The following is a 25738-nucleotide window of genomic DNA, read 5'->3' as shown; positions in this document are numbered from 1 at the left end:
AGAGGGAGCATGGCGGAACGGGTGGACGCGCGGGCCGGCGGGGAGGCGGAGAGGCCGACGATCGTGGAGGCGATCCGGCTCGCCGAGGGATACCTCCAGCGCAACGGCGTGCCGGCGGCCAGGACGAACGCCGAGCATCTCCTCGCCGCCGGAATCGGCTGCTCGCGCCTCGATCTCTACCTGCGATTCGACCGGAAGGTGGAGCCGGCGGTCCTCGCGGCGGTCCGGGAGAACCTCCGGCTGCGCGCGACGCGCTATCCGCTCCAGTACATCCTCGGCGAGATCGAGTTCTTCTCCCTGCCCTTCCGCGTCCGCGAGGGCGTCTTCATCCCCCGTCCCGAGACCGAGCTGCTCGTCGAGCGCGTCGAGCGACTCTTCTTTGGCCGCGATGTCGCGCGGTTCGTCGAGTTCGGCACGGGAAGCGGCGTGATCGCGGCGACCCTCGCCGCCCGGCATCCCGGCTGGCGCGGCGCGGCCTTCGACCGGGATCCCGGGGCGGCCCATCTCGCCCTGGAGAACTGCCGGGCGCTCGGGATCGGGGACCGCGTGTCCGTCTTCGTCGCCGACGGATTCGGCGCGGTCCGGGCGAACGGGCAATTCGACCTTCTCGTCTCGAACCCGCCCTACGTGCCCACGGAACGGATCGAGGCGCTCGAGGCGGAGGTCTCCCGGTTCGAGAGCCGCCTGGCCCTCGACGGCGGCGAGGAGGGGACCGATCTCTATCCCGGCATCGCGGCGGCGGGCGCCGCCTTGCTCTGTCCGGGGGGGGTGATCGCTCTCGAGATCGGCGACGGACAGAAAGCGGTGGTCGAGGCGATCCTCGCCGGCGCCGGGTTCGAGAAGATCGAGACGACGAGGGACCACAACGGGCTGGAACGGGTGGTGACCGCCGCCCGACCGGCGTGAGCCGGGAGGAGTATCGCATGGACAGTTTTCTCATCACCGGGCCCTGCCGGCTCGAGGGGAACGTGAGGGTGAGCGGCGCGAAGAACGCGATGCTGCCGCTGATGGCGGCCTCGCTCCTCACCGGCGGCGTCTGCGTCCTCCGGAACGTGCCCGACCTGCGCGACACGCGCACGATGATGAAGCTCCTCGAGCTGCTCGGGGCGCCGTCGACACTCGACGGGGGGCGGCTCGAGATCGACGCCACGACCGTGACATCCTTCGAGGCGCCCTACGATCTCGTGCGGACGATGCGTGCCTCGATCTACGCCCTCGGGCCCCTGACGGCGCGGTACGGCAAGGCGCGCGTCTCGATGCCGGGGGGATGCGCGTGGGGGCCCCGGCCGGTGAACCTCCATCTCCAGGGGCTGCGCTCGCTCGGCGCGGAGCTCCGGATCGACCACGGGTATATCGACGTGCGGGCCGAGCGCCTGCGCGGCGCGGAGATCGTTCTGGCGGTGCCGAGCGTCGGCGCGACGGTCAACATCATGATGGCCGCCGTCCTCGCCGAGGGGGAGACGGTCATCGAGAACGCGGCCCGCGAGCCGGAGATCGCCGAGCTCGCGCTCGCCCTCCGCGGCGGCGGCGCGGAGATCGCCGGGGAGGGGACGTCGCGCATCGAGATCCGCGGCGTCGATGCGATCCGCCCCTTCGAGCACGAGGTCGTTCCCGACCGGATCGAGGCGGGCACCTTCGCCGCGGCCGCGGCGCTCACCGGCGGCCGCGTGACGATCGAGCGCTGCCGGCCCGCGCACATGCGGGCCGTCATCGACACGCTCGAGCGGTGCGGCGCGACGATCGAGGAGGAGGAAGACCGGATGACGGTGACCGGCCCGGAGCGGATCGAGCCGGTCGACGTCGAGACGGGATTCTATCCCGCCTTCCCGACCGACATGCAGGCGCAGACGATGGCCGTCCTCTGCCTCGCGCGCGGGGCGAGCTCGATCGTCGAGCACGTCTACCCGGACCGGTTCACGCACGTCCCCGAGCTGCGGCGGCTCGGGGCGAGGATCGTCCTCGACGGGAGCGTCGCCGTCGTCACGGGAGTCGAGCGCTTCGAGGGGGCGCCGGTGATGGCGACCGACATCAGGGCCTCCTCGGCGCTCATCATCGCCGCCCTCGCCGCGCAGGGAGAGACGAAGCTCCTGCGGGTCTATCATATCGACCGCGGCTACGAACGGATCGAGGAGAAGCTCGGGGGGCTGGGCGCCGTGATCAGGCGGACCGCCGACTGAGAGGGAGGAGCCCGGGGTGAACGTCATCATCGGAACGGCCGGCCACGTCGATCACGGCAAGACCGAGATCGTCAGGGCCCTCACGGGGTGGGAGACCGATCGGCTCGCCGAGGAGAAGGCGCGGGGGATCTCGATCGTTCTCGGGTTCGCCCCGGTCGACCTTGGCGAGGGCGTCGCCGCCGGGATCGTCGACGTCCCCGGGCACGAGCGCTTCGTGAAGAACATGGTCTCGGGGGCCGTCGGCGTCGACGTCGCCCTGATGGTCGTCGCCGCGGACGAGGGCGTCATGCCGCAGACCGAGGAGCACTTCGAGGTGCTCCGGCTCCTCGGGATCGAAGCGGGCGTCGTCGCGGTGACCAAGATCGACCTTGTCGACGACGAGACGGCCGAGATCGTCGAGAGCGAGATCCGCGATCTCCTCGCCGGCACGCCGCTCGCCGGCTCGCCGATCGTGCAGACCTCCGCCGTCACGAAAGCGGGCGTCGAGGAGCTGCGCCTCCTCCTCCGGGTCGCGGTCGCCGGCAAGGGGGAGCGGCGGGGCGGGGATTTCTTCCGCCTGCCCGTCGACCGGATCTTCACGAGAAGCGGGATCGGCACGATCGTCACCGGCACCGCCTGGAGCGGCGAGGTGCACAAGGGCGACGAGCTCGTCGTCGAGCCGGCGGGGCGGCCCGTGCGCGTCCGCGAGGTGCAGAGCTTCGATCGGGTCATGGACGGCGCGCAATCGGGCATGAGGACGGCGCTCGCGCTCCACGGCGTCCGCGTCGGCGACGTCGAAATCGGCGATCAGGTCGTCTTTCCCGGCGTCCTGGAGCGGACGAGCATGATCGACGCCGTCGTCGAGGTGGGACGACTCGCCGGCTCGGCCCTCGTCAACCGCCAGCGCGTCCGCTTCCACCACGCCGCCGGCGAGACGCTCGCCCGGGCCGTCATCCTCGACCGTGACGAGCTCGAGGCCGGCTCGCGCGGCTTCGTGCAGTTCCGGCTGGAGCGGCCGACGCTGGCGATGGGCGGCGACGGGTTCGTGCTGCGCTCCTATTCGCCGATGCGCGTCGTCGCCGGCGGCCGCGTCGTCGATCCGGCCCCGCAGAAGGCGAAGCGCTTCCGGCCGGAGACGATCCGGACACTCGAGGCGCTCCTCGCCGGCGGGGACGACGCGATCGTCGCCCTCGCCGCCGCGCGGGGCACCGGCGGGCTCCCCAGCGGCGTGCTCCGGCGCTTCGGATGGACCGCCGCGGAGGCCTCGGCCGCCCTCGGACGTCTCGCGGAACACGGGAAACTCCGCCGGATCGGCGATCTCTTCTTCGACGCGGCGGTCGTCGAGGAGACGGCCCGCTCGATGACGGCGATCGCGCGGGAGTTCCACGCGCGGAACCGGCTCTCCTGGGGGATCGACCGGGAGGAGCTCCGCGAGAAGACGCGTCTCGCCGGCAATCCCCTCTTCGACCTGCTCGTCGAGCGGGGAGTGTCGGCGGGCGTGCTCTACCTCCGGGACGGGGCCGTCCGCGCGGGAAGCGTCGACCGGGAGCTCTCCGCGGAGGACCGCCGCATCCTCGAGGCCCTCGCGCGGCGCATCGCGGAGTCGGGGTTCAGGTTCCCCTCCGCAGGCGAGCTCGCCGGCGAGGCGGGCGGGGCGAAACGGCTCGCCGGATACCTCGCGATACTCGCCGAGCGGGGGGACGCCGTGCGGATCGGCCGGGACGGCTGGCTCGACGCCGCGGAGCGCGACCGGCTGATCGGCCTTCTCCGGGAGCGGTTCGCCGCGGGGGGGACGATCGCCATCGGCGACATCAAGGAGGCCTTCGGCGTCTCGCGGAAATACGCCGTGCCGCTCCTCGAGCATCTCGACGCGAACGGGTACACGAAACGCACCGGCGACGTGCGGGTCGCCGGCGAACGCCTCTCGGCGGACGCGGAGACGAAGGGATAGCGGGATGGCCACGAGACCGCGGCGGCACACGAGAGCGGTGAGATTCGGCGAGGTGACGGTCGGCGGCGGCGCCCCCGTCTCGATACAGTCGATGAGCACCCGTCCGGCCGCGAGCGAGGAGGAGACGGCAGCCGAGATCGCCGCGCTCGCGCGGGCGGGCTGCGAGATCGTCCGTGTCGCCGTGAAGGCGGCCGACGACGTCGGGCCCTTCGAAAGGATCTGCGCGGCCTCCCCGATCCCCGTCGTCGCCGACGTCCATTTCGATCACCGTCTCGCCGTGGCCGCCGCGGAGGCCGGGGCCGCGGGGCTGCGGATCAACCCGGGGAACATCGGGTCGCGCGGGAAGGTCCTGGCTGTCCTCGACGCGGCGTCGGCCGCGGGGATCCCCGTGCGCGTGGGCGTGAACGCGGGAAGCATCGAGCGCGACCTGCGGGGCCTCGCCGCCCGGGAGCCGGCGCGCGCGATGGCCGAGAGCGCCTTCCGCCACCTGGAGATGATCGAGAACGCCGGTTTCACGGACCTCGTTTTCAGCCTGAAGTCCTCCGACGCCCTGGCCACGATCGAGGCCAACCGGATATTCGCCCTAAACAACGACTACCCCCTGCACCTCGGCGTGACCGAGGCCGGGCCCGCACTCACCGGGACCGCCGTGTCGGCCGCCGCCCTGGCGATCCTCCTCGACGAGGGGATCGGCGACACGATCCGGATCTCCCTCTCGGGAGATCCCGTCCGGGAGGTCATCGTCGCCGCGGCCGTTTTGTCGGCCCTCGGTCTTCGCGGCGACATTCCCCGCATCGTCTCCTGCCCGACCTGCGGCAGGGCATGGATCGACGTCGCCGCCGCGGCCGAACGTCTCGAACGGGAGCTCCTCGGGATCAGGCGGCCGATCACCGTGGCGGTGATGGGCTGCGAGGTGAACGGTCCGGGAGAGGCCGCCGGCGCCGACATCGGCATCGCGGGGGCGCGAGGCGGCGCGGTCCTCTTCCGCCACGGCCGGGTCGTCCAGACCATCGAGGGCGACTACGTCGAGGAACTCGTCGCCGAGGTCAGGCGACTCGTCGACGACCAGGACGGCGCGGGCGATCCCCCCGAATGAAAAATCGTGGTAAAGAATCCGGGGATGTGGTATATTTCCGGCGTGCCGTCGCGGGTCGTATCTCCTGAGGCCGACACGCCATATCACGCACCGACCGGTGGCGGCCGGGCACGCGTTCTCTCGTGAGGGGAGAGAGGAGGACACGCATGAAGGGTACGGGTTGGTTGTTGGCGCTGACCGCGGTCCTGTTGATCGGCGTCGCCGTTCCGGCGGCGGCCGACGAGTGCGCGCTGGCCATTGACAAGACGGTCGCCTCGGGCGTCTCGCTCGTCCGCTTCGACGGGATCGCCTACCGGATCTTCACCGACAAGCCGATCGCCGTCGCGTTCGACCGTGTCGATGACGTCCGGGTCCAGCTCACCGTAAAGCCCATCTTCGTACAGCCGACGATGATGTGCGAAGTCGCGGTGCAGTGGGGATGCTTTCCGCCGCTCGTCCTTTCGCTGGACGGCGGGGGTGGAAGCTCGTTTCTCCTCAACACCGAGACGGGGTACGCGGAGAAGTAGCGCGTTCAATATTTTTACGCACGTGAAAGAAATTTGACTCTCCCGGCGTCGCACGACCGGGAGATTCGTCCCTTCCGCCGGACATATTCCATAATAGCCTGTCGGACAACGAGATGCAGTGCTGCCGCGCGGGGCCGTTCCGCGCGATTCTGGTACACAACTTGCGCATATACAAGTGAAGCCCGCGGTAACAGGAAGAGGTGTTGCTGCTGATAGCAGACCCCCATCGTTGAATGTCCTGTCCGGGCAGTATCGTACTCGCCTGGGGGCTCGGTTATCGGGAAAGTGGCAGGTGTGCCGCCTGCCACTTTTCTTTTTGTGTCCGGTGTCGTGGAAGCGGCGAAAGGTCAGTCGGCGCCGTTCGGGGTCGCTTCGTCATCGGCCGGCTGCGCCGGTTCGACGAAGATCGTCTTGTGCCGCAGGGTGACCGCCGTGCCCGGCGCCGCCTTCCGCGGCTTGCGGACGTAGCGTTTCTCCGTGTAGAGGACGGGGACGGTCGTCGCGTTCCGGGCCTTGCTGAACCAGGCGGCGATCGCCGCGGCCCGCTCGATGACGCGTTTCGGCGTCGAGGGCGTCGCGCCCCGGAGAACCACGTGGGAGCCGGCGACGCCCTGGGCATGGAACCAGAGATCGCCGGGGGCCGCCACCCGGTGCGTCAGTTCGTCGTTTTCCCGGTCCGTCCGGCCGACGAGGACGGTATGGCGATCGTCGAGCCGGAATCGCCGGAAGGATCCACGCCGTCCCGCCGGGGCGCGGCCCGCCCGCGCGAGACGGGCGGGCCGTACCATCCCGAGAAGCTCCTCGAGGCCGGTCGCGTTCTCGATGCGATCGAGCCGCTTCCGGAGGCTCGCCACCTCGCGCCTGACCTCCCCGCGGCGATTGCGGATGACGATCGCCCCCTTCTCCCCCTTTTTCGCCTTCGTGAAGTAGCCGCGGATGTTCGCGTCCGGCGAGCGCGCCGGATCGAGGGGGATCGTGACATCCCGCGTGCCGGAGAAATCGCGCACGGTGATCGACGACATCCCCGGCTTCATCCGGTGACGGTGCGTCACGAGAAGATCCCCGGCGCGGCGGTGCTCGCCCGCGCGCTGCGCCTCGGCGAGGTCGCGGTCGAGGTTCTCCTCGAGACGTTCCTGCCGCCGGAGATCGCGGCGGGCCGCGGCGACGGCCTGCTCGCGAAGGGCGTCGGTGAAGGCGGGCAGCAGGACGGCGGCGCCACGGCCGGCGAGGGCGTCGAGGACGTCCGTCGCCTCGCGCCCCGGTTCCGGGACGGGCAGCTCGACGGGATAGACGGTGTGGATCCCCGCCTCGCCGGAGGCTGGGAAATCGTAGATACGCCAACGCCGCTCGCCGGAGACGAGCGCGTCACCGATCAGGCGGAGGTCTTCCCACACGAGCGCGGGATCGCCGTTCCGGCAGTCGGCGAGCGCGCGCGCGAGGACGGGGTCGACACCGCCCACCCCGGCGACGAGAGCCGCCGCGACCGCGCGGGCGGCGTGCCAGGCGCGCGTGTGCCCGGGGAGGGATGCGGGCCCGTCCGGGACGCACGCCCCGGCGATCGCGGCCGGCACGTCCGCGGGCAGGTCGAGGATCGAGAGCGGTTTCGGCGGCAGCGTCTCGTCGGCCGCCGCCGGGACGGCAGTTTTCGGGGACCCGAGCGATTCGAGGGCCGATCCGTCGGCGCCGAAGAGGACGAGCGTCTTGCCCGCCGGCGTCAGGTCGAGCCGCAGCGTGAGCGCCTCCTCCTCTCCCCAGCCCGTGCCGCCGCGGAGGTGGAAGAGGAGGATCCGTTCGAGTCCGACCGCCTCGACGCGTTCGATGCGGGAGTTGTCGAGGCGCCGCAGCGGCTCGGACGCGGCGCCCGGGCCGGCGAGCGGGCGGTCGCCCGGGACGAGCTCGGTCGTCCGGCCGTACCGCAGGATGTGCAGGCACGGTCGCGGGGCGCCGTCGAGCTCGATCGTGAACCCGCCGGCGAACCGCGCGATGCGCACGATCGACGATCCGCGCAGCAGCGCGTCGAACTCGATCCCTGCGGCGTATGCGGTCAAGCTGTTCATCGGCGGAATGATACGCGTCGGCGCACGGCATGTCAAACGATCGGCGGGATCCCGCCCGCCCGGCCGAGATAATGGTTTACACGGGATGCCGTCTCGTGGTACGCTATGGTTACTGCTTGTAAGCCTTCAGCCACATGTCGTGCGATTTCCGCGAGCGCGGCCGCGCGCCGGGCGTTGTCGCGCATCGGACGTTGCGTTCCGTCGTGTGCGGTACGCCGTCCGGGTGGGGTCGCACCGGCGGGATCGCCCACCCGGGAGGGAGGGGAGGTGATGCGGCCGACGCGGATTGGTATCTTTCGATAAATCGTCTTTGCATCGCTGCGACCGGCGGCGGCCCGCGGGCCGGCCGCCGAACGGAGGGGAAACGCATGAAGAGGATATTCGCGATCGCCGTCGTCTGCATCCTGCTCGCCGCGGGCGCGACCGCCCAGACGCCGCTCGGATACATGGGGCTCTACGCCGACGGCGCGCACGGCACGTGGTGCGCGACGGGGTCCGGCTTCTACCCGGTCGAGATGTGGATCTGGTGCCTGGCCGGCATCAACGGGCAGATCTGCGCCGAGTTCATGATCGGGTACCCGGCGAACGTCATCACGAGCACGGTCACGGCGAACACCGACGCCATCTCGGTCACGCTGGGCGACCTTGCCAGCGGCATGAGCGCCTGCCTCAAGGAGTGCAACGAATCGTGGCTCTGGTTCTTCCACCAGACGCTGTACGTCTCCGATCCGACGCTGACATTCGTCCAGATACTCGGGCACCCGGACGTCGGCGTCTACCAGTTCGCCAACTGCAACGAGGGATTCCCGACCGAGCCCTGCGTGGCGTTGACGCATCTCTACCTCAACGCGGGACCGGAGCTCCCCGAGTGCCAGACGACCGCCGTCGAGACGGCGAGCTGGGGGGCGATCAAGTCGATGCTCGAATAGGCCGGCGCCGCGCGCCGGCGGAAAGGAAACCATGAAGAAGCTGCTTCTCGGCGCCGCCATCCTGGCCGTGACGGCGACCGGGGCGAACGCCATGGTGCCCCTCGGCTACATGGGCCTCTATGCCGACGGCGAGCGTGGCTCGTGGTGCGTCACCGGCGTCGGATTCTATCCGGTCGAGATGTGGATCTGGGCCCTTCCGGGCGAGCTCGGCTCGATCTGCGCCGAGTACATGATCGCCTACCCGGCGAACGTCATCCAGAGCACGGTGACTTTTCACGATCCGATCATCTCGGTGGCGCTCGGAAACATCGCCTCCGGGCTCAGCGTCTGCTTCACCGAGTGCCGGTACGACTGGTACTGGATCGCACACCAGCTGCTCTACGTGACCGGTCCGGAGAAAACGGCGGTCCGGATCGTCGCCCACCCCGATGTCGGCGTCTACCAGTTCGCCAACTGCACGCCCGGCTACCCCCTCGAGCCCCTCGTCATCCTCACGAACCTCTACATCAACTACGGCTTCGATGATGCCGAGTGCATGGGAACGGCCGTCGAGGAGGCGAGCTGGGGGGCGATCAAGTCGATGCTCGACTGACGGCGCCAGCCTGACGGAAAACGATCGCGGGGATCCCGGGCGGATCCCCGCGTTTTTTCCGGTGCCGGAAAGCCGTTGCATCCCGCGGGCGTTGCCGCTACCATCCGGTCGATCGCGCGCCGGCGGGCGCGCCGCACGCACGACCGACAAGGAGAATGCATGATCACGAGCATGACCGGATACGGCAGGGGCGAGGCGACGTCGAAGGCCGGGAGGGTGGCGGCGGAGATCAGGACGGTCAACCACCGGTTCATCGATTTCTCGATCCGCATGCCGCGGCCCCTGAGCGGCTACGAGACCGAGGTGGAGAAGCTCCTCCGGCGCAAGCTCGGACGCGGGCACGTCTACGTCAACGTCTCGGTCGACCGCGGGACGGAGGCGGCGGCCGCCGGGATCGACCGCGCCTTCCTCCGGCGAGCCTTCCGGGAGCTCCAGGCCTTCGCGAAGCGCGAGAAGATCCCCGGCACGGTCGACATCAACACGCTCCTCTCTTTGCCCGACGCCTTCTCGAACGGCCCCGAGAGCGCGCCGCCCACGGCCCTGTGGCGGATCGCCAGGAAGGCCCTCGACGAGGCGGCCGACCGGTGCGTGGAGATGAGACGGCGGGAGGGAGCCGCCCTCGAGGCCGACATCGCCCGCCGGCTCAAGGGGATCGGCAAGACCGCGGCGCGGATCGAGAAGAACGCCCCGGCGGCCCTCGCGGCGGCCGTCGAGCGGGCGCGCCGCCGTCTCGCCCAGATCGTCGAGAACCAGGAGATCGACGAGCAGCGCTGGGCCACCGAGGCGGCGATCATGGCCGACCGGGCCGACTTCTCCGAGGAGATCGTCCGTCTCAAGAGCCACCTCGAGCAGTTCGGCCACGTCCTCTCCACGGGGGGCGAGGTGGCGAAGAAGCTCACCTTCCTCCTGCAGGAGATCCACCGCGAGGCGACGACGATGGGCAACAAGGCGACCGAGGCGGCGATCATCCGCGACGCCATCAACGTGAAGGAAGCGGTGGAGAAGATCCGCGAGCAGGTCCAGAACCTCGAATGACCGGCGCGGCCGGGATCGGCGCCCGGCGGGAGGGGCCATGCTGCTGAACATCGGATTCGGAAACGTCGTCGCGGCGGACAAGGTCGTCGCCGTCGTCGGCGCGGACTCGGCGCCGATGCGCCGCCGCCGCGAGGAGGCCCGCCAGGCGGGCAAGCTCATCGACGCCACCCAGGGGCGCAAGACGCGGGCCGTCATCGTCACGAGCACCGACCACGTCATCCTCTCCGCCGTCGCGGTGGAGACGATCGCCCAGCGGTGGAACGAGCGGCGGGGGGGAGCGGAGGAGCGATGACGCGGCGGACGTTCATCCTGGTGATCTCCGGCCCCTCGGGCGTCGGCAAGTCGACCGTCGCCGCCCGCGTCCTCGAGCGGGGCGGGAAGATCGTTTCGTCGGTCTCGGTGACCACGCGGCCGCCGCGCGGGGAGGAGACCGACGGCGAGGCCTACGTCTTCGTCGACAGCGGGGAATTCGAGCGGCGCCGCGAGGCGGGCGAGTTCCTCGAGTGGGCCGAGGTCCACGGCCACCTCTACGGCACACCGGCCGGATTCGTCGACCGCGCCCTCGGCGGCGGCGATTGCGTCCTTCTCGAGATCGACGTGCAGGGAGGCACGGAGGTCAAGCGGAAGCGCCCCGAGGCCGTTCTCGTCTTCCTCCTCCCGCCGTCGGAGCAAGCGCTCGGGAAACGGCTGCGCGGCCGGGGGACGGACGACGAGGAGGTCGTCGCCCGGCGGCTCGAAAAGGCCGCGTGGGAGACGGGATTCAGCGAGATGTACGACTACGTCGTCGTCAACGACCGACTCGAGCGATGCGTCGACGACGTTCTCGCCATCCTGCGGGCAGAGTCGCTTCGCCGGGCACGCGCGGTCTTTTAACGTTGATATTCTCCCCGGATTGTATTAATAATATCAGTTCCCGGGACAACGACCCGAACGGAGCCGCCGGCGCCGCCGGCGGGCCGGCACCGCCCGCGGGGGCGCGCAACGAGGAAACACGGGAGAGGCAGATGCCGCAGAAGGAGACACGGGCGCTGGAAAAGGTGCTCGACAGGATTCCGAACCGCTACGAGGCCATCCGGGTGATCGCGAAAGAGGCGCGGCGGATCAATACGATCATCCGTCTCTCCGGCGAGGAGATCGAGATGAAGCCGACCACCATCGCGATGAACCGTCTCATCGACGGGAAAGTGAAGTTCGCGTATGCAGACGAGGCGGAGGAGGAGTAAGGGCGGGAACGGTCCGCTCGCCGGCGCGCGCATCCTGCTCTTCGTGACCGGCGGCATCGCCGCCTACAAGTCCGCCTCCCTCGTGCGTCTGCTCAGGCGGGCCGGCGCGTCGGTGCGCGTCGTCATGACCGCCGGCGCCGTCCGCTTCGTGCAGCCCCTGACCTTCGACGTCCTCTCGGAACATCCCGTCTGCACCGATGTCTTCGAATCGCCCGACGGCGGCGGCGTGCGCCACATCGAGCTGGCGAACTGGGCCGACGCGGCGGTCGTCGCCCCGGCGACGGCCGACCTGCTCGCGAAGGCCGCCGCGGGGATCGCCGACGACCTCGCGACGACGACGATCCTCGCCCTGCGGGCGCCCCTCCTGATCGCTCCCTCGATGAACGAGGCGATGTGGGTTTCCGCCCCCGTCCGCCGCAACGTCGAACGACTCGCCGCCGACGGGCGGCGCTTCGTCGAGCCCGGCACGGGTCACCTCGCGTGCGGCGAGGCCGGCGCGGGGCGCATGGCCGAGCCGGAGGAGATCGTCCGGGCCCTCGGGGTTCTTCTCGCGCCGGGCGACCTCGACGGCGTGCGCGTTCTCGTCTCGGCCGGCCGGACCGAGGAGGAGATCGATCCGGTCCGCTACCTCTCGAACCGATCCTCCGGGCGGATGGGCTTCGCCCTCGCGCGCGAGGCGGCCGGGCGGGGCGCGCGGGTGACCCTCGTGCACGGTCCCGTCGACGTCCCGGCGCCCGCGGTAAACCGCGTCACGGCGGTGCGATCGGCTGCGGAGATGAAGCGGGCGCTCGGCCGCGCCTTTCCCCGCTGCGACGTCCTCTTGATGGCCGCGGCCGTCGCCGATTTCACGCCGGCCCGGCGAGCCGGAAACAAGATCAAGCGGGAAAACGGCCAGCTCGCCGTCGACCTCGTCCCCGTCCCCGACATCCTCGCATCCCTCGCCGAACGGAAGAAGCCGGGACAGCTCGTCGTCGGCTTCGCCCTCGAGACGGAGGACGCCGAGCGGAACGCGCGCCGGAAGCTCGCCGACAAGAAGTGCGACCTTCTCGTTCTGAACCGCGTCGGCGAGAAGACGGGATTCGGCGTCGACACGAACGCCGTCGCCGTGTTCGGCGGGCAACGGAAGCTCTTCGAGACGCCCGTCGTGTCGAAAGACGAGGCGGCGGCGCGGATCATAGACGCCGTCGTCGGTGCGCGCGCACGGAAGGGCCGGTCGTGACGGACAAGACGGAGAGGGAAACGGTCGTTGCGGCGCGCGCGTGGCTCGCCCGCCGGCGCGCGGCGGGGGCCGCGGTCGTCTACCGGGTCGCGGGCGAGGAAATCCCGGCGCCGGGGATTGCGACGGCCGGGAACGAGCAAGCCGGGAACGCGCCGGCGGCGCGGAAGGAAACGCGAAACGCGAACGCGCCGGCCGGGAACGCACCGTGCATCCGGCGCCGGACGGCCCCCGCGCAGGCGGGGCTCTTCGGCGGAGCGCCGGCGGCCTCCCCCGCGGAAGACGACGACATGGACCTCGGCGAACTCGAGGCGGCCGTGGCCGCCTGCGCGAAGTGCGCGCTCCGGGAGACGCGCACGAAGACCGTCTTCGGCGCGGGAAACGCCGCCAGACGGATCGTCTTCATCGGCGAGGCCCCGGGCCGCGACGAGGACCTCTCCGGGGAGCCCTTCGTCGGCCGCGCGGGCCAGCTTCTGACGAAGATACTCGCCTCGGTCGGCTTCGACCGCGACGACGTCTACATCACGAACATCCTGAAGTGCCGTCCGCCGAACAACCGCGATCCCCTCGAGGGGGAGGTCGAGGCGTGCGAGGCGTGGCTGCGGCGGCAGCTCGAGTTGATCGATCCCGTCCTGATCGTCGCCCTCGGGCGCGTGGCGGGGCAGAACCTCCTCAAGCGGAACGCGTCCCTCAAGGTGCTCCGCGGGGGGGTCCACTACTACGACGACATCCGCGTCCTCGTGACGTACCACCCGGCCGCCCTGCTCCGCAACCCGAACCTCAAGCGGGCCGCCTGGGAGGACATCCAGCTCGTCCGGAAACTCTACGACGAGGAGATGGCGGGGTAACGGGCGGAGCCGACGGGACGGCCGCCGGAAGGACAGGCGACGATGGCGAAGACGACAGGGCAGACCGCCCCCGACGCGGTCATCGACCGCGTGCCCCCGCAGGCGGTCGACGCCGAGCGCGCGGTGCTCGGCGGCATCCTCCTCGAGCAGGAGGCGGCGACCCGGGCGATCGAGATCCTCCCGCCCGAGGCCTTCTACCGCCCGGCGCACGGGCGCGTCTACCGGGCGATGATCGCGCTCTTCATGCGGCGCGAACCGATCGACGCGATGACCCTCTCTGAGGAGCTGCGCCGCGCCGGCGATCTCGATGCGATCGGCGGCCCCGGCGCGCTCACCGAGCTCGTCGACTCCGTGCCGACAGCGGCGAACATCGAGTACTACGCGAACATCGTGCTCGAGAAGCACATCCTCCGGCAGCTGATCCGCGCCTCCACCGAGATCGCCGGCGAGTGCTACCGCGCCGGGGAACCGGCCGACACGATCCTCGACGAGGCCGAGCAGAAGATCTTCCGCATCTCGGAGAACCGCGTCACCTCGGGGTTCACCCACATCAAGGAGATCCTCAAGGAGCGCTTCGAGGAGATCCAGCGCATCCACGAGACGCGCGAGAGCGTCACGGGGATCTCGAGCGGGTTCCTCGACCTCGACAAGTACACGGCCGGCTTCCACCAGAGCGACTTCGTCATCATCGCGGGGCGGCCGTCGATGGGGAAGACGAGCTTCGCCCTGAACGTCGCGCAGCACGTCTCCCTCGTCGACCGCAAGCCCGTGGCGATCTTCAGCCTGGAAATGTCCCGCGAGCTCCTCGTCCAGCGTCTCCTCTGCGCCGAGGCGCAGGTCGACGCGCAGAAGGTCCGCCGCGGCTTCACCTCGGCCAAGGACATCGAGCGGCTGACGAACGCCGCCGGGCTCCTCTCCGAGGCGCCCATCTTCATCGACGACGCCCCGGCGATCACGACCCTCGACATGCGGGCGCGCGCGCGGCGGCTCAAGGCCGAGCACGACCTGGCGATGGTCGTCGTCGATTATCTCCAGCTCGCCCGGGCGAGCGAGCGGTCGGAGAACCGGCAGCAGGAGATCTCCTCGATCTCCCGCTCCCTCAAGGCGCTCGCGAAGGAGCTCGACATCCCCGTCCTCGCCCTCTCGCAGCTCAGCCGCGCCGTCGAGTCGCGCGGCGGCGACAAGCGCCCGATGCTCTCCGACCTCCGCGAGTCCGGCGCGATCGAGCAGGACGCCGATCTCGTCCTCTTCCTCTACCGGCCGGAGTTCTACGACCCGGGCGACCCCGAGAAGGAGGGGATCGCCGAGCTCATCATCGGCAAGCAGCGGAACGGTCCGACCGGCACGGTCAACCTGCTCTTCGAGAAGCAGTATACGCGGTTCCGGTCGCTCGCCGCGCCGGTGGGCGCCGGCGGGGGCGGCGGCGACGAGTACTTCGAGACCTGACCGACGGCCCCGCGGGGCCGCGGAGGTGACCGGATGAGACTGCTCGCGATGCTCGGCAGGTTCTTCCTCGGGTTCGTCGAAGAGATCGGTGGCATCTCGATCCTCTTCTGGCAGCTGGTGCAGTCGGTCCCGAAGCTCTTCCGCAACATGCGCAACACCTTCGACCAGATGGAGAAGATCGGCATCGGCTCGATCCCGCTCGTCGTCGTCACCTCGCTGTTCGTCGGCGCCGTCACGGCCGTCCAGGCGGCCTACCAGTTCCACGGCTACATCCCCCTCCACTACGTTGGCGCCGTCGTGGGCAAGACGGTCACGCTCGAACTCGGCCCCGTCCTCACCGCCCTCGTGGTGGGCGGGCGGGTGAGCGCGGCGATCGCCGCCGAGCTCGGCACGATGAAGGTCACCGAGCAGATCGACGCGATGGAGATGATCGCCATCGACCCGATCGAGTATCTCGTCCTCCCGCGCATGGTGGCGGCGACGATCATGCTGCCCGTTCTCACGATCTTCTCCGACCTGCTCGCCATCGTCGGGGGGATGGTCGTCTCGAAGATCTCGATGGGCGTCGGGTACGCGATGTTCGCCAACGGGCTCAAGCTCCTCTTCCGGTACCAGGACGTCGTGGGCGGGCTGATGAAGACCTTCGTCTTCGGCTTCATCATCGCCCTGATGGGCTGCTACAACGGATTCGCCACGCGGGGAGGCGCCGAGGGGGTCGGGATCTCGACGATGCGGGCCGTCGTCTCCTCCTGCCTGCTCATCCTCGTCTCCAACTACCTGCTTGCGACGCTGATATTCCGGGTCCTGTTCGCCCCGGAATAGGGGAGGTGAGACGGTGCACTGGGAATGCGACGACCCGATCATCCGCCTGCGGGGGATCTCGAAGACCTTCAAGGGCACGCGCGTGCTCGACCGTCTCGATCTCGACATCGAGCGTTGCCGGACCCTCGTCGTGATCGGGCGGAGCGGCTGCGGCAAGAGCGTCCTGCTCAAGCACATCACGGGGCTGCTTCGCCCCGACGAAGGCACCATCTTTTTCGAGGACAACGACATAACGCATTTCTCGCGGAGAAAGATATTTGAAATGCGCATGCGCTTTGGTATGCTCTTCCAGGGCGCGGCCCTCTTCGATTCGATGACGGTCGGGGAGAACGTGGGGCTGCCGCTCAGGAAGCACACCGATCTCGGGGAAGAGGAGATCCAGCGCATCGTCTGCGAGAAGCTGCGGCTCGTCGGGCTGACCGGGATCCACGACACCATGCCGGCCGAGCTGAGCGGGGGGATGAAGAAGCGGGTGGGTCTCGCGCGGGCGGTGGTGATGAATCCCGACGTGGTCCTCTACGACGAGCCGACCACGGGCCTCGATCCGATCATGTCGGACGTCATCAACGAACTGATCAGGGGGCTCGAGCGGGAGTTGAACATCACGTCGGTCGTCGTCACGCACGATATCAAGAGCGCGTACAAGGTCGGCGACCGCATCGCCATGCTGCACGGCGGACGGATCATCTTCAGCGGGACGCCCGGGGAGACCCGCGAGACGCGGGATCCGATCGTGAGACAGTTCATCGAGGGGACCGCCGAAGGCCCGATCAAGGCGGTCTGACGGAAGCCGGGGGAGCGTCGAATGACCTACAGGCGACTCGAGTTGCGCGTCGGATTCACGATCTTTCTCGCCATCCTCGTCCTCACCGTGGGACTGATGTGGTTCCAGGGGTTCAAGATCGGCAGGACGACGTGGGATCTCCACGCCGTCTTCCCGATGGTCGGCGGGATCGACCCCGGCGACGTGGTGAACGTGAACGGCGTGGAGCGCGGCGAGGTGAAGCGCGTGGAGCTGCGCGACCGCGACGTCCTGGTGACGATGAAGCTCCGCGACGTGGACGGCATCCCGGACGATTCCCGCGTCGTGCTGCAGACGGTCGGGATCATGGGCGAGCGCGTCGTCTCGATCATCCTCGGCGAATCCGATGTCCACGTCGAGCCGGGGGCGGTGCTCCAGGGCGTCTACGACCCGGGGATCTCCGAGGCCCTCGCGCACATGGGCATCCTGCTCGAGGATCTCACGCTGCTCGCGCGCGACATCCACGAGATCACCGGCGTGCTGACGAAGGGGGAGCGGCTCGACTCGACGATCGCCAATCTCGCCGCGATCACCGGCGAGCTGCGCCGGACGCTGGACGTGAACGCTCCCGAGTTCGAGCGGGGGATCGCCTCCTTCCGGCGCTCGAGCGAGCGCATGGAGGATTTCGTCGAGCGGAACGCCGAACGCATGGACAGCATCGTCGTCTCCATCGATGAGATGAGCGGCGATCTGCCCGCGCTCGTCGATCGGATGAACGAGCTGACGGCGGCCCTCGCGGGGATCGCCGCGCGGCTCGAGGACGACGAGAGCACGCTCGGCTCGCTCATCCACGACCGCGAGCTGATGGACCGACTCGAGGAGGCCCTGGCCGGGTTCGACGAACTCGTCACCGACATCAAGGCGAATCCGAAACGATACTTCAAGGTAGAGATCTTCTGACAGAGGGACGTGCCAATGCAGGGCGAGAAGAACGTTTGCATCATTCCCGCGGCGGGGCGCGGCATCAGGTTCAGCCGGGATCTGCCGAAAAGCTTCTACCCGATCGAGGGCAGGACGCTCCTCGCGCGGTCGATCGCGGCGGTGGCCGCCTGGGGCGGCGTTTCGCGCTTCGTCGTGATGGTCCTCTCGGGAATGGAGGACCGCGCGCGGGAAACCCTCGCGCCCGAACTCGAGGAAATCGAATACTCGGTCCACGCCGGCGGCGAGACCCGCCAGGAATCGGTGGCTCGCGGCCTCGCCGAGGTGGGGGAGGCCGATCTCGTGCTCGTGCACGACGCGAGCCGGCCGGTCTTCTCCGTGCCGATGGTCGAGCGGATCGTGAAGGCGGCCCGCGAGTACGGGGCCGCCGTCCCGGTGCTCCAGGTTACGGACTCGATCGCGAGGATCCGCGACGAGGCGATCGAGAGCGCCATCCCCCGCGACCGCGTCGTCGGGATACAGACGCCGCAGGCCTTCCGGCTCGACGTGCTCAGGAAAGCCTTCGAGGCCGCCGAGGAATCGGGACGGACGGCGACCGACGAGAGTTCCCTCGTCCTCGCCGCCGGTTTCCCCGTCCGGGCGGTCGAGGGGGAACGCTGGAACATCAAGGTGACGTACAAGGAAGACGTCGATATCGTCAGGAGCTTTCTCGTGGGGGCCAGGCTGGAGATGCCGACCGCCGGCGAATGACCGGTCGCCGGCGACGGGAAACGACGTCGAATGCCGCCGCCGGGCATCCCCCGGCGGTTTGGCTTCCCGGCGGGGAAAGGGAGCGATGACGGAGGACGCGCTGCGGATCGGGATCGGGTACGACATCCACCCGCTCGCCGGGGGGCGCCCCCTCGTGCTCGGTGGCGTCGAGATCCCGCACGACCGGGGGCTCGCCGGCCACTCGGACGCCGACGCCCTCGTGCACGCGCTCTGCGACGCCATCCTCGGGGCGCTGAACCTCGGGGATCTCGGGGCGCACTTCCCCGAGACAGACGAGTTCGCGGGGATCGCGAGCCTCGAACTGCTCCGCCGGGTCGCCGCGATGGCGGCCGAACGGGGCTGGCGCATCGTGAACGCCGACTGCATCGTCCACGCCGAGCGGCCGGCCATCGCGCCGCACCGGGCGGAGATGTCGAGGCGGATGGCGGAGGCGGCGGGTATCGACGCGGCCGTCGTCTCGGTGAAGGCGACGCGCGGCGAGGGGCTCGGCCCGGTGGGGGAGGAGCGCGGGATCGCCGCGCGGGCCGTGGTGCTGCTGGCGAGGACGTGACCGGCGCCGCGAGGGGCGCGGCGAGAAAAGGAACGAGGCGACGGTGAGCGACGTGCGGGTACGGTTCGCGCCGAGTCCGACCGGGCATCTCCACATGGGGGGGGCGCGGACGGCCCTCTTCAACTGGCTCTTCGCGCGGCACGAGGGCGGGCGGTTCATCGTGCGCGTCGAGGACACGGACCGCGAACGCTCCGACCCCGCCCTGGAGACGCAGCTGCTCGAGGACCTCGCCTGGCTCGGGCTCGACTGGGACGAGGGGCCGGGCAGAAACGGCTCCCGGGGTCCCTACCGCCAGTCAAACCGCATGGAGATCTACCGGACGCACGTCGACCGCCTTCTCGCCGCCGACATGGCCTATCCCTGCTTCTGCACCGAGGAGGAACTCGATCGGAAACGGGAGGAGATGACCGCCCGGGGCGAGCCCCCGCGGTACGACGGCAGCTGCAGCCAACTGACCGCGGCGGAACGGGAGCGCCTGCGCGGCGAGGGGCGCCTCGCGAGCGTCCGTTTCCGCTTTCCCGCCGAAGAGGAGCGGCGGATCGAGGACATCATCCGCGGCGAGGTCGTCTTTCCGCCGGGGATGGTCGGCGACTTCGTCGTCATGCGCTCGAACGGCATGCCGACCTACAACTTCGCCGCCGCCGTCGACGACGCCATGATGGAGATCACCCACGTCGTGCGCGGCGAGGAGCACCTGTCCAACACCCTCCGGCAGATCGTGATCTACGAGTCCCTCGGCCTCGACGCGCCGCGGTTCGCGCACCTGCCGCTCATCCTCGGGGCCGATCGCTCGAAGCTGAGCAAGCGGCACGGCGCGCCGAACGTGGCCGATTTCCGAGAGCGCGGTTTTCCGCGCGACGGCATCGTCAACTACCTCGCCTTCCTCGGCTGGTCTCCCGGCGACGGGCGCGAGATCCTCTCCGTGGAGGAGCTCGTCCGGGTTTTCACGCTCGAGCGCGTCTCGCCGAGCCCGAGCATCTTCGACGAGGTGAAGATGGAGTGGGTGTGCGCGCGGCACGTGCGCGACGGCGGCGCGGCGCGGTTTCTCGACGACGCGCTTCCCTGGTTCCCGCCCGGCTTCGCCGGGACCTACGACCGCGCGGCGCTCGGGCGGATATTCGACATCGCCGCGGAGCAGCTCCCCGCCTTCTCCCGGCTCGCCGCCGCGGTTGCGCCCTTCCGGCCGGGATCGCCGGAGCTGGACGAGGAGGCGCGCGTGGCGCTCGCCGGCGCGGCGCCGATCCTTCGCGCCGTCCGGGATGCCCTCGCCGGACTCGACGCGTGGGAACGCGACGCCATCGCGGCGGCCGTGAAATCGGCGGGAGCGGCGGTGGGCGCGAAGGGCCGGCATCTCTTCATGCCCCTTCGGGCGGCGCTCACGGGGGCCGTGCACGGGCCGGATCTCGCCGCCGTCATCGCCGTCAGGGGGCGCGAGGACGTGCTTTGCGCGCTCGACGCCGCCGCGACGGACGGCGGGGGAAAGGGGCGGCCCTCATGAAAATCGCGGTGCTTCTCGGCGGGCGATCGCCCGAGCGCGACGTCTCGATCGCGAGCGGCACGGGTGTGCTCGCCGCACTCCGCAGGCGCGGACACGACGCGGCGGCGGTCGATCCGGCCCTTCCCGGCGGCGAGGCCGCGGCGGGCGGCGGTCGCATCGACGAGACGCCGGGAACGCCGCCGCCGCCCCTCGAACCCGGAAAGGTCCTCGGGTGGCTCTCCTCGCCGGCGATCCTCGAGGCGGAGGCAGTCTTCGTGGGTTTGCACGGGGGGAGCGGCGAGGACGGCACCGTTCAGGCGCTGCTCGGGGAGGCGGGAATCCCCTTCGCCGGCACCGGCGTGCTCGGCTCGGCGCTGGCGATGGACAAGGACCGGTCGAAAGCCCTCTTCCGCGAGGCGGGCGTCTCGACCGCCGACCATCTCCTCGTGCCGGCCGGCCTCGCGGCGGGCGATTTCGTCGGGGCCGTCCGGGAGCGCATCGGGTATCCGCTCGTCGTCAAGCCGAACACGCAGGGATCCAGCGTCGGCTTCTCGTTCGTCGAGGGCCCGGACGCGCTCGACGCCGCTCTCGCCGAGGCGCACCGGTGGGACGACGCGATCGTCGAGGCATACGTGCCCGGACGAGAGGTGACCGTGGCGATACTCGACGGAAGGGCCCTCCCCGTCGTCGAGATCATCCCCGAGGGGGGATTCTACGATTACAAGCGAAAGTACACGAAGGGTACGAGCCGGTACGTCGCGCCGGCCGATCTGCCGGCAAAGACGGCCGGGCGTCTCGCGCGCGAGGCCGTTCTCGCATTCCGGGCCCTGCGCTGCCGCGACTACGCGCGCGTCGATTTCCGGCTGAGGGAGGATGGCGTGCCCGCCTGCCTCGAGGTCAACACCCTTCCCGGCATGACGGAGCTCAGCCTCGTGCCGATGGCGGCCGCCGCCGCGGGCATCGGCTTCGACGAGCTCGTCGAGCGGATCTGCCGCATGGCCGTCGAGCGGCGCAGCACAGACAGGAGTTGACGATGGACCGTATGGAATCCCTGATGCGGGAGCTGGTCGAGGCCGTCGGCGTGCCCGGTTACGAGGGGGAGGTCTTCGATTTGATGGCCCGCAACCTCGAGGGGGTGGCCGCGATCGAACGCGACCGCCTCGGCTCGCTGATCGCCCGTCTCGAAAAGGGGCCGGAGCGTCCGCGCGTCATGGTGGCGGCCCACATGGACGAGATCGGCTTCATGGTGTCCCATTTCACGGGCAACTTCATCCGGTTCAACACGCTCGGCGCGTGGTGGGAACCGCGCATGATCGGTCTCCCCGTCGTCGTCCGCACGTCGCGCGGCGACGTGCGGGGCGTCGTTTCGTCGAAGAGCCCCTTCATGATGGAGCGGGAGGAGCGCGACAAGCCCGTCAAAACGAAAGACCTCTTCGTCGACGTCGGGCTCACGGGGAAGAAGACGCCGGAGAGCCTCGGGATCCGTCCGGGCGATCCGATCGTGCCGTGGGGGCCCTTCACCATGCTCGCCGGCGGGAAGACGTACATGGCCAAGGCCTGGGACGACCGCCTCGGCTGCGCCGTGCTCGTCGAGTCGCTTCGCCGCCTCTCCCGTTTCCGCCCGGTGAACGCCGTCTACGGCGTCGGCACGGTCCAGGAGGAGGTCGGCCTCCGCGGGGCGCAGACCGCCGCGCACCGCGTCGATCCCGACGTCTGTGTCGCCGTCGACGTCAACATCGCGAGCGATCTGCCGGGCGCGCCCGAGGGGAGCACGGAAAAGCTCGGGGCGGGCGTGTCGATCTGCGTCTACGACGCCTCGCTCATTCCGAACACGAGGCTGCGCGATCTCGTGATCGCCGTGGCGGAGAAGAAGAAGATCCCCTATCATTTTTCCGCGATACCGCTCGGTGGCACCGACGGCGGGCGCGTGCAGGTCAGCCGGGACGGCGTGCCGACGATCGTCCTCGGCGTGCCGACGAGATACATCCACAGCGCGGCGGGGATCGTCCTTCGCCGCGACGTCGACAGCGCGGTCAGGCTCGTCGTGGAGACGGTCCGTGCGCTCGACGCGAAGACGGTCGCGGGTCTCGCGTAGCGACAGAGGAGGAAGAGCCGGGATGGCACTGACGATCTACAACGAGTACACGAAGAAGAAGGAGGAGTTCACAACGGTCCGGGAGGGCAGGGTCGGCATCTATTTCTGCGGGATGACCGTCCAGGACGAGCCGCACATGGGGCACATGCTCGCGTTCGTCGCCGGCGACATGATCCGCCGCTATCTCGCGTGGAAGGGATACGACGTCACCTACGTCCAGAACTTCACCGACGTCGACGACAAGATCATCGCCAGGGCCAACGACGAGGGGGTCGAGTTCGGCGAGGTCGCCGGCCGCAACATCGAGAAGTACTTCCGGGCCGCCGAGACGCTCAACATCCTGCCCGCCGACGTCTATCCGAAGGCGACCGAGCACATCGGGGACATCATCTCCTTCGTCGAACGTCTCATCGACAAGGGCTGCGCCTATGCCTCCGGCGGCGACGTCTACTACCGCGTCCGCACGTTCGGCGGCTACGGCAAGCTCTCCGGCAGGCGGATCGACGAGCTCCGGGTCGGCGCCCGCATCGAGGCGGGCGAGGGCAAGGAGGACCCGCTCGACTTCACCCTCTGGAAGGGGGCGAAGCCCGGCGAGCCGGCGTGGGATTCCCCCTGGGGCCGGGGCCGCCCCGGTTGGCACATCGAGTGCTCGGTGATGTCGACGAAGTACCTCGGCGACACCCTCGACATGCACGGCGGGGGGCTCGATCTCATCTTTCCCCATCACGAGAACGAGATCGCCCAGAGCGAGGCGGCCACCGGCAGCCCCTTCGTCCGCTACTGGATGCACAACGGGCTTCTCAACCTCAAGGGCGAGAAGATGTCGAAATCGACGGGGCACTTCTTCTCGATCGCGGACATCACGAAGGAGTTTTCCGGCGAGGTGGTGCGGTTCTATCTCCTCTCCACGCACTTCCGGTCGAACGCCGAGTTCAGCCGCGAGCGCCTCGAGGAGGCGGCGGCCGGCCTCGACCGGATCCGCAACGTCTGCCGCTGGCTCGACGAGAGCCGCCGCGCGCTCGACGGCGGCGCCGCCCCGGCGCGGTCAACGGAGACGGAGAAACTCGCCGCCCTCGCCGGCGAGGTGAAAAACCGCTTCGAGGAGGCGATGGACGACGACTTCAACAGCGCCGAGGCGATCGGCCACGTCTTCCGGCTCGTCCGCGAGCTCAACCGCTTCCGCGGCGAGGGCGCGCTCCTCGCCGACCGCGGGGCGATCGACGAGCTCCTCGGGGCGATGACGGTCTTCGACCGCATCCTTGGCCTCTTCCGGGGTGGCCTGCCGGCGGCCGGGGCCGAGATCCCCGGCGAGGTCGCCCAACTCGCCGAGGAGCGCGTGGCCGCGCGCGCCGCGAAGAACTGGGCGGAGGCCGACCGGCTCCGCGACGAGATCGCCGCCCTCGGCTGGATTGTCGAGGACCGCCCGGACGGGTACGCCCTCAAGCCCGGGGAGTAACGGCCATGGCGGCGAAGCGTCCGCTCGACGACTACCGCGGCAAACGCGATTTCAATCGCACCCCCGAGCCGGCGGACGAGGCGGGCGGCAACACCGCCGGCGGTTTCCGGTTCGTCGTGCAGAAGCACGACGCCCGCAATCTCCACTACGATTTCCGCATCGAGATCGACGGCGTCCTCGCCTCGTGGGCCGTTCCGAAGGGTCCGTCCCTTTCGACGCGCGAGCGCAGGCTCGCCGTGCCCACCGAGGACCACCCGCTCTCCTACGCCGAATTCGAGGGAATCATCCCCGAGGGGGAGTACGGCGGCGGGACGGTCATGGTGTGGGACACGGGCACCTATCGCAACCTCCGCGCGGAGAAGGAGGAGGGGGGCGCCACGATGGCAGCGTCGCGCGAGGAGGGGATGATCGAGATCTTTCTCGAAGGGCGCAAGCTCCGCGGCGGGTTCGCCCTGATCCGCACGGGGGCGGGCCCGAAAACCCGCTGGCTGCTCGTGAAGAAGCGGGACGGGTTCGAGAGCGACCGCGATATCCTCGCCGATGAGCCCCGCTCGGCCCTCACGGGGCGGTTGCTCGCGGAGATCGCCGCCGGGGAACCGGAAACCCCATGACCGGCTGATCCACGGATGTCGAGGGAACGCTATGCGCCGCCGGCGCTCCGCGATCGCGAGAGGAGCCTGCCGACGGGCACGAGCATGAGCCAGAGCAGCAGCGGAACGAAGAGATTCATCGTCAGCATGAAGAACTCCGTGCCCGTCCAGAGCCTCTCGCTCCCGCGGTAGGCGCTCAGGAAGGCCAGGAAGACGACGATGCTGTTCAGGGCGGTGAGGATGACGAGACCGATCGCCGCCGCCCCGAGGCGCCGCCGCCACGCCAGGGCCGGCACGGCGAGCACCAGGGAGAGGAAGACGACCGGGTTCAGCGAGATCTCCTCGGTGATCCGCATCGCCCGATCCATCACGATCCGGTGGCCGAAGAGGGCGAGAAGCGGACGCGCCCCCTGCGCGACGAGTCGCATGTAGAGCCCCCCGAGCAGGTAGTGTTGCACGAGGAAGAGCGCGGTGGCCGCCGCCACGATCCTGGCGACGAAGACGAGGCCGCCGGCGAGACGGGTCCCGGGCAGCTGCGGCCTGAACCTGCCCACGATCCTGCCCATCCACAGCGCGACCAGCCCCAGCATGAATATGAAGAAGACCACCTGCCACAGGTACCCGTGGACGAGGTCGAAGAGTTCGCGCCGGTGGAAGAGCACAAGCGCGACGACGACCATGCGGACGAAGTTGAGGAGGTGGATGGCCGGCAACCCGACGAGGATGCCGACGATCTTCTCCCATGCGCGCGCGGGATACGCGCCCACGATCGAGAGGAAGATGATCGACGTGTACACGCCCGTACACTCGGCGATGACGACGAGGTTCTCGCCGCCGTGGGCCGTGTAGAAGAGGAAGGACGAGCCGGCGAGCTTGAAGGAGTACCCGAAGCGCGCGAGGAACCAGGCGAGCTCGCGGGCGACGATCTCCTGCATCCCGACGAGGAGGCCGGGCGCGCGACGGGTCAAAAAATAGGAAAGAAGCCAGATGATGAAGAAGAGGATGAGGAACCGGATGAATTCCCCGCGGAATCCGCCCGCCGTCTCTACCGCTCCGCGATCAACTTCTGGCTTCTTTCCGTGGCCCAACGAATGTCTTTCGGTTACCCGTCACGAGACGGGTCGCGATCGTTCCGGATCGTTACGCCCTGTTGATGGCGTGCTTCCGCATGAACACGGCCGCCGCGAGGATCATGGCGAGCACCAGGATCGTCACGACCGGCGTGGTGAACAGCGGAACCG

At 69.6% G+C, this 25738-nt stretch carries 26 protein-coding genes; 24 read left to right on the top strand and 2 right to left on the bottom strand.

The features are described from left to right. Positions 1-9 precede the first annotated feature (9 nt). The 5 genes from prmC to JW876_01075 all read left to right on the top strand — a co-directional run bounded on the left by prmC (position 10) and on the right by JW876_01075 (position 5709). On the top strand, positions 10-906 hold the full coding sequence (gene prmC, locus JW876_01095) for a peptide chain release factor N(5)-glutamine methyltransferase (protein MBN1884102.1): 897 nt from the start codon (positions 10-12) through the stop codon (positions 904-906). Between the two features lie 17 nt (positions 907-923). After that, entirely contained in the window at positions 924-2177 is a 1254-nt protein-coding gene (gene murA, locus JW876_01090; GenBank protein MBN1884101.1) for a UDP-N-acetylglucosamine 1-carboxyvinyltransferase, read from the top strand. A gap of 16 nt (positions 2178-2193) precedes the next feature. Further along, positions 2194-4107 carry a selenocysteine-specific translation elongation factor gene (selB, locus tag JW876_01085; GenBank protein ID MBN1884100.1) on the top strand — a complete coding sequence of 638 codons (1914 nt, stop codon included), beginning with the start codon at positions 2194-2196 and terminating at the stop codon, positions 4105-4107. Between the two features lie 4 nt (positions 4108-4111). Then, positions 4112-5203 carry a flavodoxin-dependent (E)-4-hydroxy-3-methylbut-2-enyl-diphosphate synthase gene (gene ispG, locus JW876_01080; GenBank protein MBN1884099.1) on the top strand — a complete coding sequence of 364 codons (1092 nt, stop codon included), beginning with the start codon at positions 4112-4114 and terminating at the stop codon, positions 5201-5203. A gap of 146 nt (positions 5204-5349) precedes the next feature. After that, the gene (locus tag JW876_01075; GenBank protein MBN1884098.1) at positions 5350-5709 is read left to right on the top strand and encodes a hypothetical protein; all 360 of its coding nucleotides are present in this window, start codon (positions 5350-5352) and stop codon (positions 5707-5709) included. A 347-nt stretch (positions 5710-6056) separates the two neighbouring features. Here JW876_01075 and JW876_01070 read toward each other — a convergent pair whose 3' ends face one another. Further along, positions 6057-7757 (bottom strand): DUF814 domain-containing protein, encoded by a 1701-nt coding sequence (locus JW876_01070; GenBank protein ID MBN1884097.1) that lies wholly within the window; start codon positions 7755-7757, stop codon positions 6057-6059. Between the two features lie 377 nt (positions 7758-8134). On the opposite strand from JW876_01070, the gene JW876_01065 reads away from it, so the two are divergent. The 19 genes from JW876_01065 to JW876_00975 all read left to right on the top strand — a co-directional run bounded on the left by JW876_01065 (position 8135) and on the right by JW876_00975 (position 24518). Next, positions 8135-8695: a hypothetical protein gene (locus JW876_01065; protein MBN1884096.1), complete on the top strand. Its 561-nt coding sequence runs from the start codon at positions 8135-8137 to the stop codon at positions 8693-8695. Between the two features lie 31 nt (positions 8696-8726). Next, positions 8727-9287 (top strand): hypothetical protein, encoded by a 561-nt coding sequence (locus JW876_01060; protein ID MBN1884095.1) that lies wholly within the window; start codon positions 8727-8729, stop codon positions 9285-9287. A gap of 159 nt (positions 9288-9446) precedes the next feature. Next, positions 9447-10322: a YicC family protein gene (locus tag JW876_01055; protein MBN1884094.1), complete on the top strand. Its 876-nt coding sequence runs from the start codon at positions 9447-9449 to the stop codon at positions 10320-10322. Positions 10323-10359: 37 nt separating this feature from the next. Further along, the gene (locus JW876_01050; protein ID MBN1884093.1) at positions 10360-10614 is read left to right on the top strand and encodes a DUF370 domain-containing protein; all 255 of its coding nucleotides are present in this window, start codon (positions 10360-10362) and stop codon (positions 10612-10614) included. Further along, complete coding sequence (gene gmk / locus JW876_01045) at positions 10611-11195, top strand: guanylate kinase (GenBank protein ID MBN1884092.1); 585 nt, start codon at positions 10611-10613, stop codon at positions 11193-11195. The genes JW876_01050 and gmk overlap by 4 nt, the downstream gene beginning before the upstream one ends. A 131-nt stretch (positions 11196-11326) precedes the next feature. Continuing rightward, entirely contained in the window at positions 11327-11545 is a 219-nt protein-coding gene (locus tag JW876_01040) for a DNA-directed RNA polymerase subunit omega (GenBank protein ID MBN1884091.1), read from the top strand. Beyond that, positions 11520-12764 carry a bifunctional phosphopantothenoylcysteine decarboxylase/phosphopantothenate--cysteine ligase CoaBC gene (coaBC, locus tag JW876_01035; protein ID MBN1884090.1) on the top strand — a complete coding sequence of 415 codons (1245 nt, stop codon included), beginning with the start codon at positions 11520-11522 and terminating at the stop codon, positions 12762-12764. Before JW876_01040 ends, coaBC begins: the two co-directional genes overlap by 26 nt. Continuing rightward, positions 12761-13609, top strand: a complete 849-nt coding sequence (locus JW876_01030) for a uracil-DNA glycosylase (protein ID MBN1884089.1) — start codon at positions 12761-12763, stop codon at positions 13607-13609. Before coaBC ends, JW876_01030 begins: the two co-directional genes overlap by 4 nt. Before the next feature lie 42 nt (positions 13610-13651). Then, complete coding sequence (dnaB, locus tag JW876_01025; protein MBN1884088.1) at positions 13652-15055, top strand: replicative DNA helicase; 1404 nt, start codon at positions 13652-13654, stop codon at positions 15053-15055. A gap of 48 nt (positions 15056-15103) precedes the next feature. Next, positions 15104-15877: an ABC transporter permease gene (locus tag JW876_01020; protein MBN1884087.1), complete on the top strand. Its 774-nt coding sequence runs from the start codon at positions 15104-15106 to the stop codon at positions 15875-15877. 37 nt (positions 15878-15914) lie between these two features. Continuing rightward, positions 15915-16661, top strand: a complete 747-nt coding sequence (locus JW876_01015; GenBank protein MBN1884086.1) for an ABC transporter ATP-binding protein — start codon at positions 15915-15917, stop codon at positions 16659-16661. Between the two features lie 21 nt (positions 16662-16682). Continuing rightward, positions 16683-17579, top strand: coding sequence for an MCE family protein (locus JW876_01010; GenBank protein ID MBN1884085.1), 897 nt, complete (start codon positions 16683-16685; stop codon positions 17577-17579). 15 nt (positions 17580-17594) lie between these two features. Then, on the top strand, positions 17595-18308 hold the full coding sequence (gene ispD / locus JW876_01005; protein ID MBN1884084.1) for a 2-C-methyl-D-erythritol 4-phosphate cytidylyltransferase: 714 nt from the start codon (positions 17595-17597) through the stop codon (positions 18306-18308). 85 nt (positions 18309-18393) lie between these two features. Continuing rightward, a complete protein-coding gene (locus JW876_01000) occupies positions 18394-18879 on the top strand; it encodes a 2-C-methyl-D-erythritol 2,4-cyclodiphosphate synthase (protein ID MBN1884083.1) in 486 nt (161 codons plus the stop codon). Between the two features lie 43 nt (positions 18880-18922). Beyond that, on the top strand, positions 18923-20377 hold the full coding sequence (locus JW876_00995) for a glutamate--tRNA ligase (GenBank protein MBN1884082.1): 1455 nt from the start codon (positions 18923-18925) through the stop codon (positions 20375-20377). Further along, positions 20374-21387 (top strand): D-alanine--D-alanine ligase, encoded by a 1014-nt coding sequence (locus JW876_00990; protein MBN1884081.1) that lies wholly within the window; start codon positions 20374-20376, stop codon positions 21385-21387. The genes JW876_00995 and JW876_00990 overlap by 4 nt, the downstream gene beginning before the upstream one ends. A 2-nt stretch (positions 21388-21389) precedes the next feature. Beyond that, a complete protein-coding gene (locus JW876_00985; GenBank protein ID MBN1884080.1) occupies positions 21390-22451 on the top strand; it encodes a M42 family metallopeptidase in 1062 nt (353 codons plus the stop codon). Between the two features lie 22 nt (positions 22452-22473). Further along, positions 22474-23907, top strand: a complete 1434-nt coding sequence (locus JW876_00980; GenBank protein MBN1884079.1) for a cysteine--tRNA ligase — start codon at positions 22474-22476, stop codon at positions 23905-23907. Between the two features lie 5 nt (positions 23908-23912). Further along, positions 23913-24518: a DNA ligase gene (locus JW876_00975; protein MBN1884078.1), complete on the top strand. Its 606-nt coding sequence runs from the start codon at positions 23913-23915 to the stop codon at positions 24516-24518. A 29-nt stretch (positions 24519-24547) separates the two neighbouring features. Here JW876_00975 and JW876_00970 read toward each other — a convergent pair whose 3' ends face one another. Next, entirely contained in the window at positions 24548-25585 is a 1038-nt protein-coding gene (locus JW876_00970; protein ID MBN1884077.1) for a hypothetical protein, read from the bottom strand. Between the last annotated feature and the right edge of the window lie 153 nt (positions 25586-25738).

The sequence above is a fragment of the Candidatus Krumholzibacteriota bacterium genome, from assembly GCA_016931295.1.
Taxonomy (GTDB): Bacteria; Krumholzibacteriota; Krumholzibacteriia; order Krumholzibacteriales; family Krumholzibacteriaceae; genus JAFGEZ01.
Note: the sequence above shows the minus strand (reverse complement) of the source record. Positions and strands in the feature narration are given on the sequence as shown.

Excerpts from the sequence above, each read along its gene's own strand:
- coaBC (MBN1884090.1), top strand. The coding sequence starts at position 11,520 with ATGCAGACGAGGCGGAGGAGGAGTAAGGGCGGGAACGGTCCGCTCGCC.
- ispG (MBN1884099.1), top strand. The coding sequence starts at position 4,112 with ATGGCCACGAGACCGCGGCGGCACACGAGAGCGGTGAGATTCGGCGAG.
- JW876_01010 (MBN1884085.1), top strand. The coding sequence starts at position 16,683 with ATGACCTACAGGCGACTCGAGTTGCGCGTCGGATTCACGATCTTTCTC.
- ispD (MBN1884084.1), top strand. The coding sequence starts at position 17,595 with ATGCAGGGCGAGAAGAACGTTTGCATCATTCCCGCGGCGGGGCGCGGC.
- prmC (MBN1884102.1), top strand. The coding sequence starts at position 10 with ATGGCGGAACGGGTGGACGCGCGGGCCGGCGGGGAGGCGGAGAGGCCG.
- JW876_00975 (MBN1884078.1), top strand. The coding sequence starts at position 23,913 with ATGGCGGCGAAGCGTCCGCTCGACGACTACCGCGGCAAACGCGATTTC.
- JW876_00985 (MBN1884080.1), top strand. The coding sequence starts at position 21,390 with ATGGACCGTATGGAATCCCTGATGCGGGAGCTGGTCGAGGCCGTCGGC.
- JW876_01040 (MBN1884091.1), top strand. The coding sequence starts at position 11,327 with ATGCCGCAGAAGGAGACACGGGCGCTGGAAAAGGTGCTCGACAGGATT.
- JW876_01065 (MBN1884096.1), top strand. The coding sequence starts at position 8,135 with ATGAAGAGGATATTCGCGATCGCCGTCGTCTGCATCCTGCTCGCCGCG.
- JW876_01000 (MBN1884083.1), top strand. The coding sequence starts at position 18,394 with ATGACGGAGGACGCGCTGCGGATCGGGATCGGGTACGACATCCACCCG.
- JW876_00980 (MBN1884079.1), top strand. The coding sequence starts at position 22,474 with ATGGCACTGACGATCTACAACGAGTACACGAAGAAGAAGGAGGAGTTC.
- JW876_01075 (MBN1884098.1), top strand. The coding sequence starts at position 5,350 with ATGAAGGGTACGGGTTGGTTGTTGGCGCTGACCGCGGTCCTGTTGATC.
- JW876_00990 (MBN1884081.1), top strand. The coding sequence starts at position 20,374 with ATGAAAATCGCGGTGCTTCTCGGCGGGCGATCGCCCGAGCGCGACGTC.
- JW876_01050 (MBN1884093.1), top strand. The coding sequence starts at position 10,360 with ATGCTGCTGAACATCGGATTCGGAAACGTCGTCGCGGCGGACAAGGTC.
- JW876_01020 (MBN1884087.1), top strand. The coding sequence starts at position 15,104 with ATGCTCGGCAGGTTCTTCCTCGGGTTCGTCGAAGAGATCGGTGGCATC.
- JW876_01060 (MBN1884095.1), top strand. The coding sequence starts at position 8,727 with ATGAAGAAGCTGCTTCTCGGCGCCGCCATCCTGGCCGTGACGGCGACC.
- murA (MBN1884101.1), top strand. The coding sequence starts at position 924 with ATGGACAGTTTTCTCATCACCGGGCCCTGCCGGCTCGAGGGGAACGTG.
- gmk (MBN1884092.1), top strand. The coding sequence starts at position 10,611 with ATGACGCGGCGGACGTTCATCCTGGTGATCTCCGGCCCCTCGGGCGTC.
- dnaB (MBN1884088.1), top strand. The coding sequence starts at position 13,652 with ATGGCGAAGACGACAGGGCAGACCGCCCCCGACGCGGTCATCGACCGC.
- JW876_01055 (MBN1884094.1), top strand. The coding sequence starts at position 9,447 with ATGATCACGAGCATGACCGGATACGGCAGGGGCGAGGCGACGTCGAAG.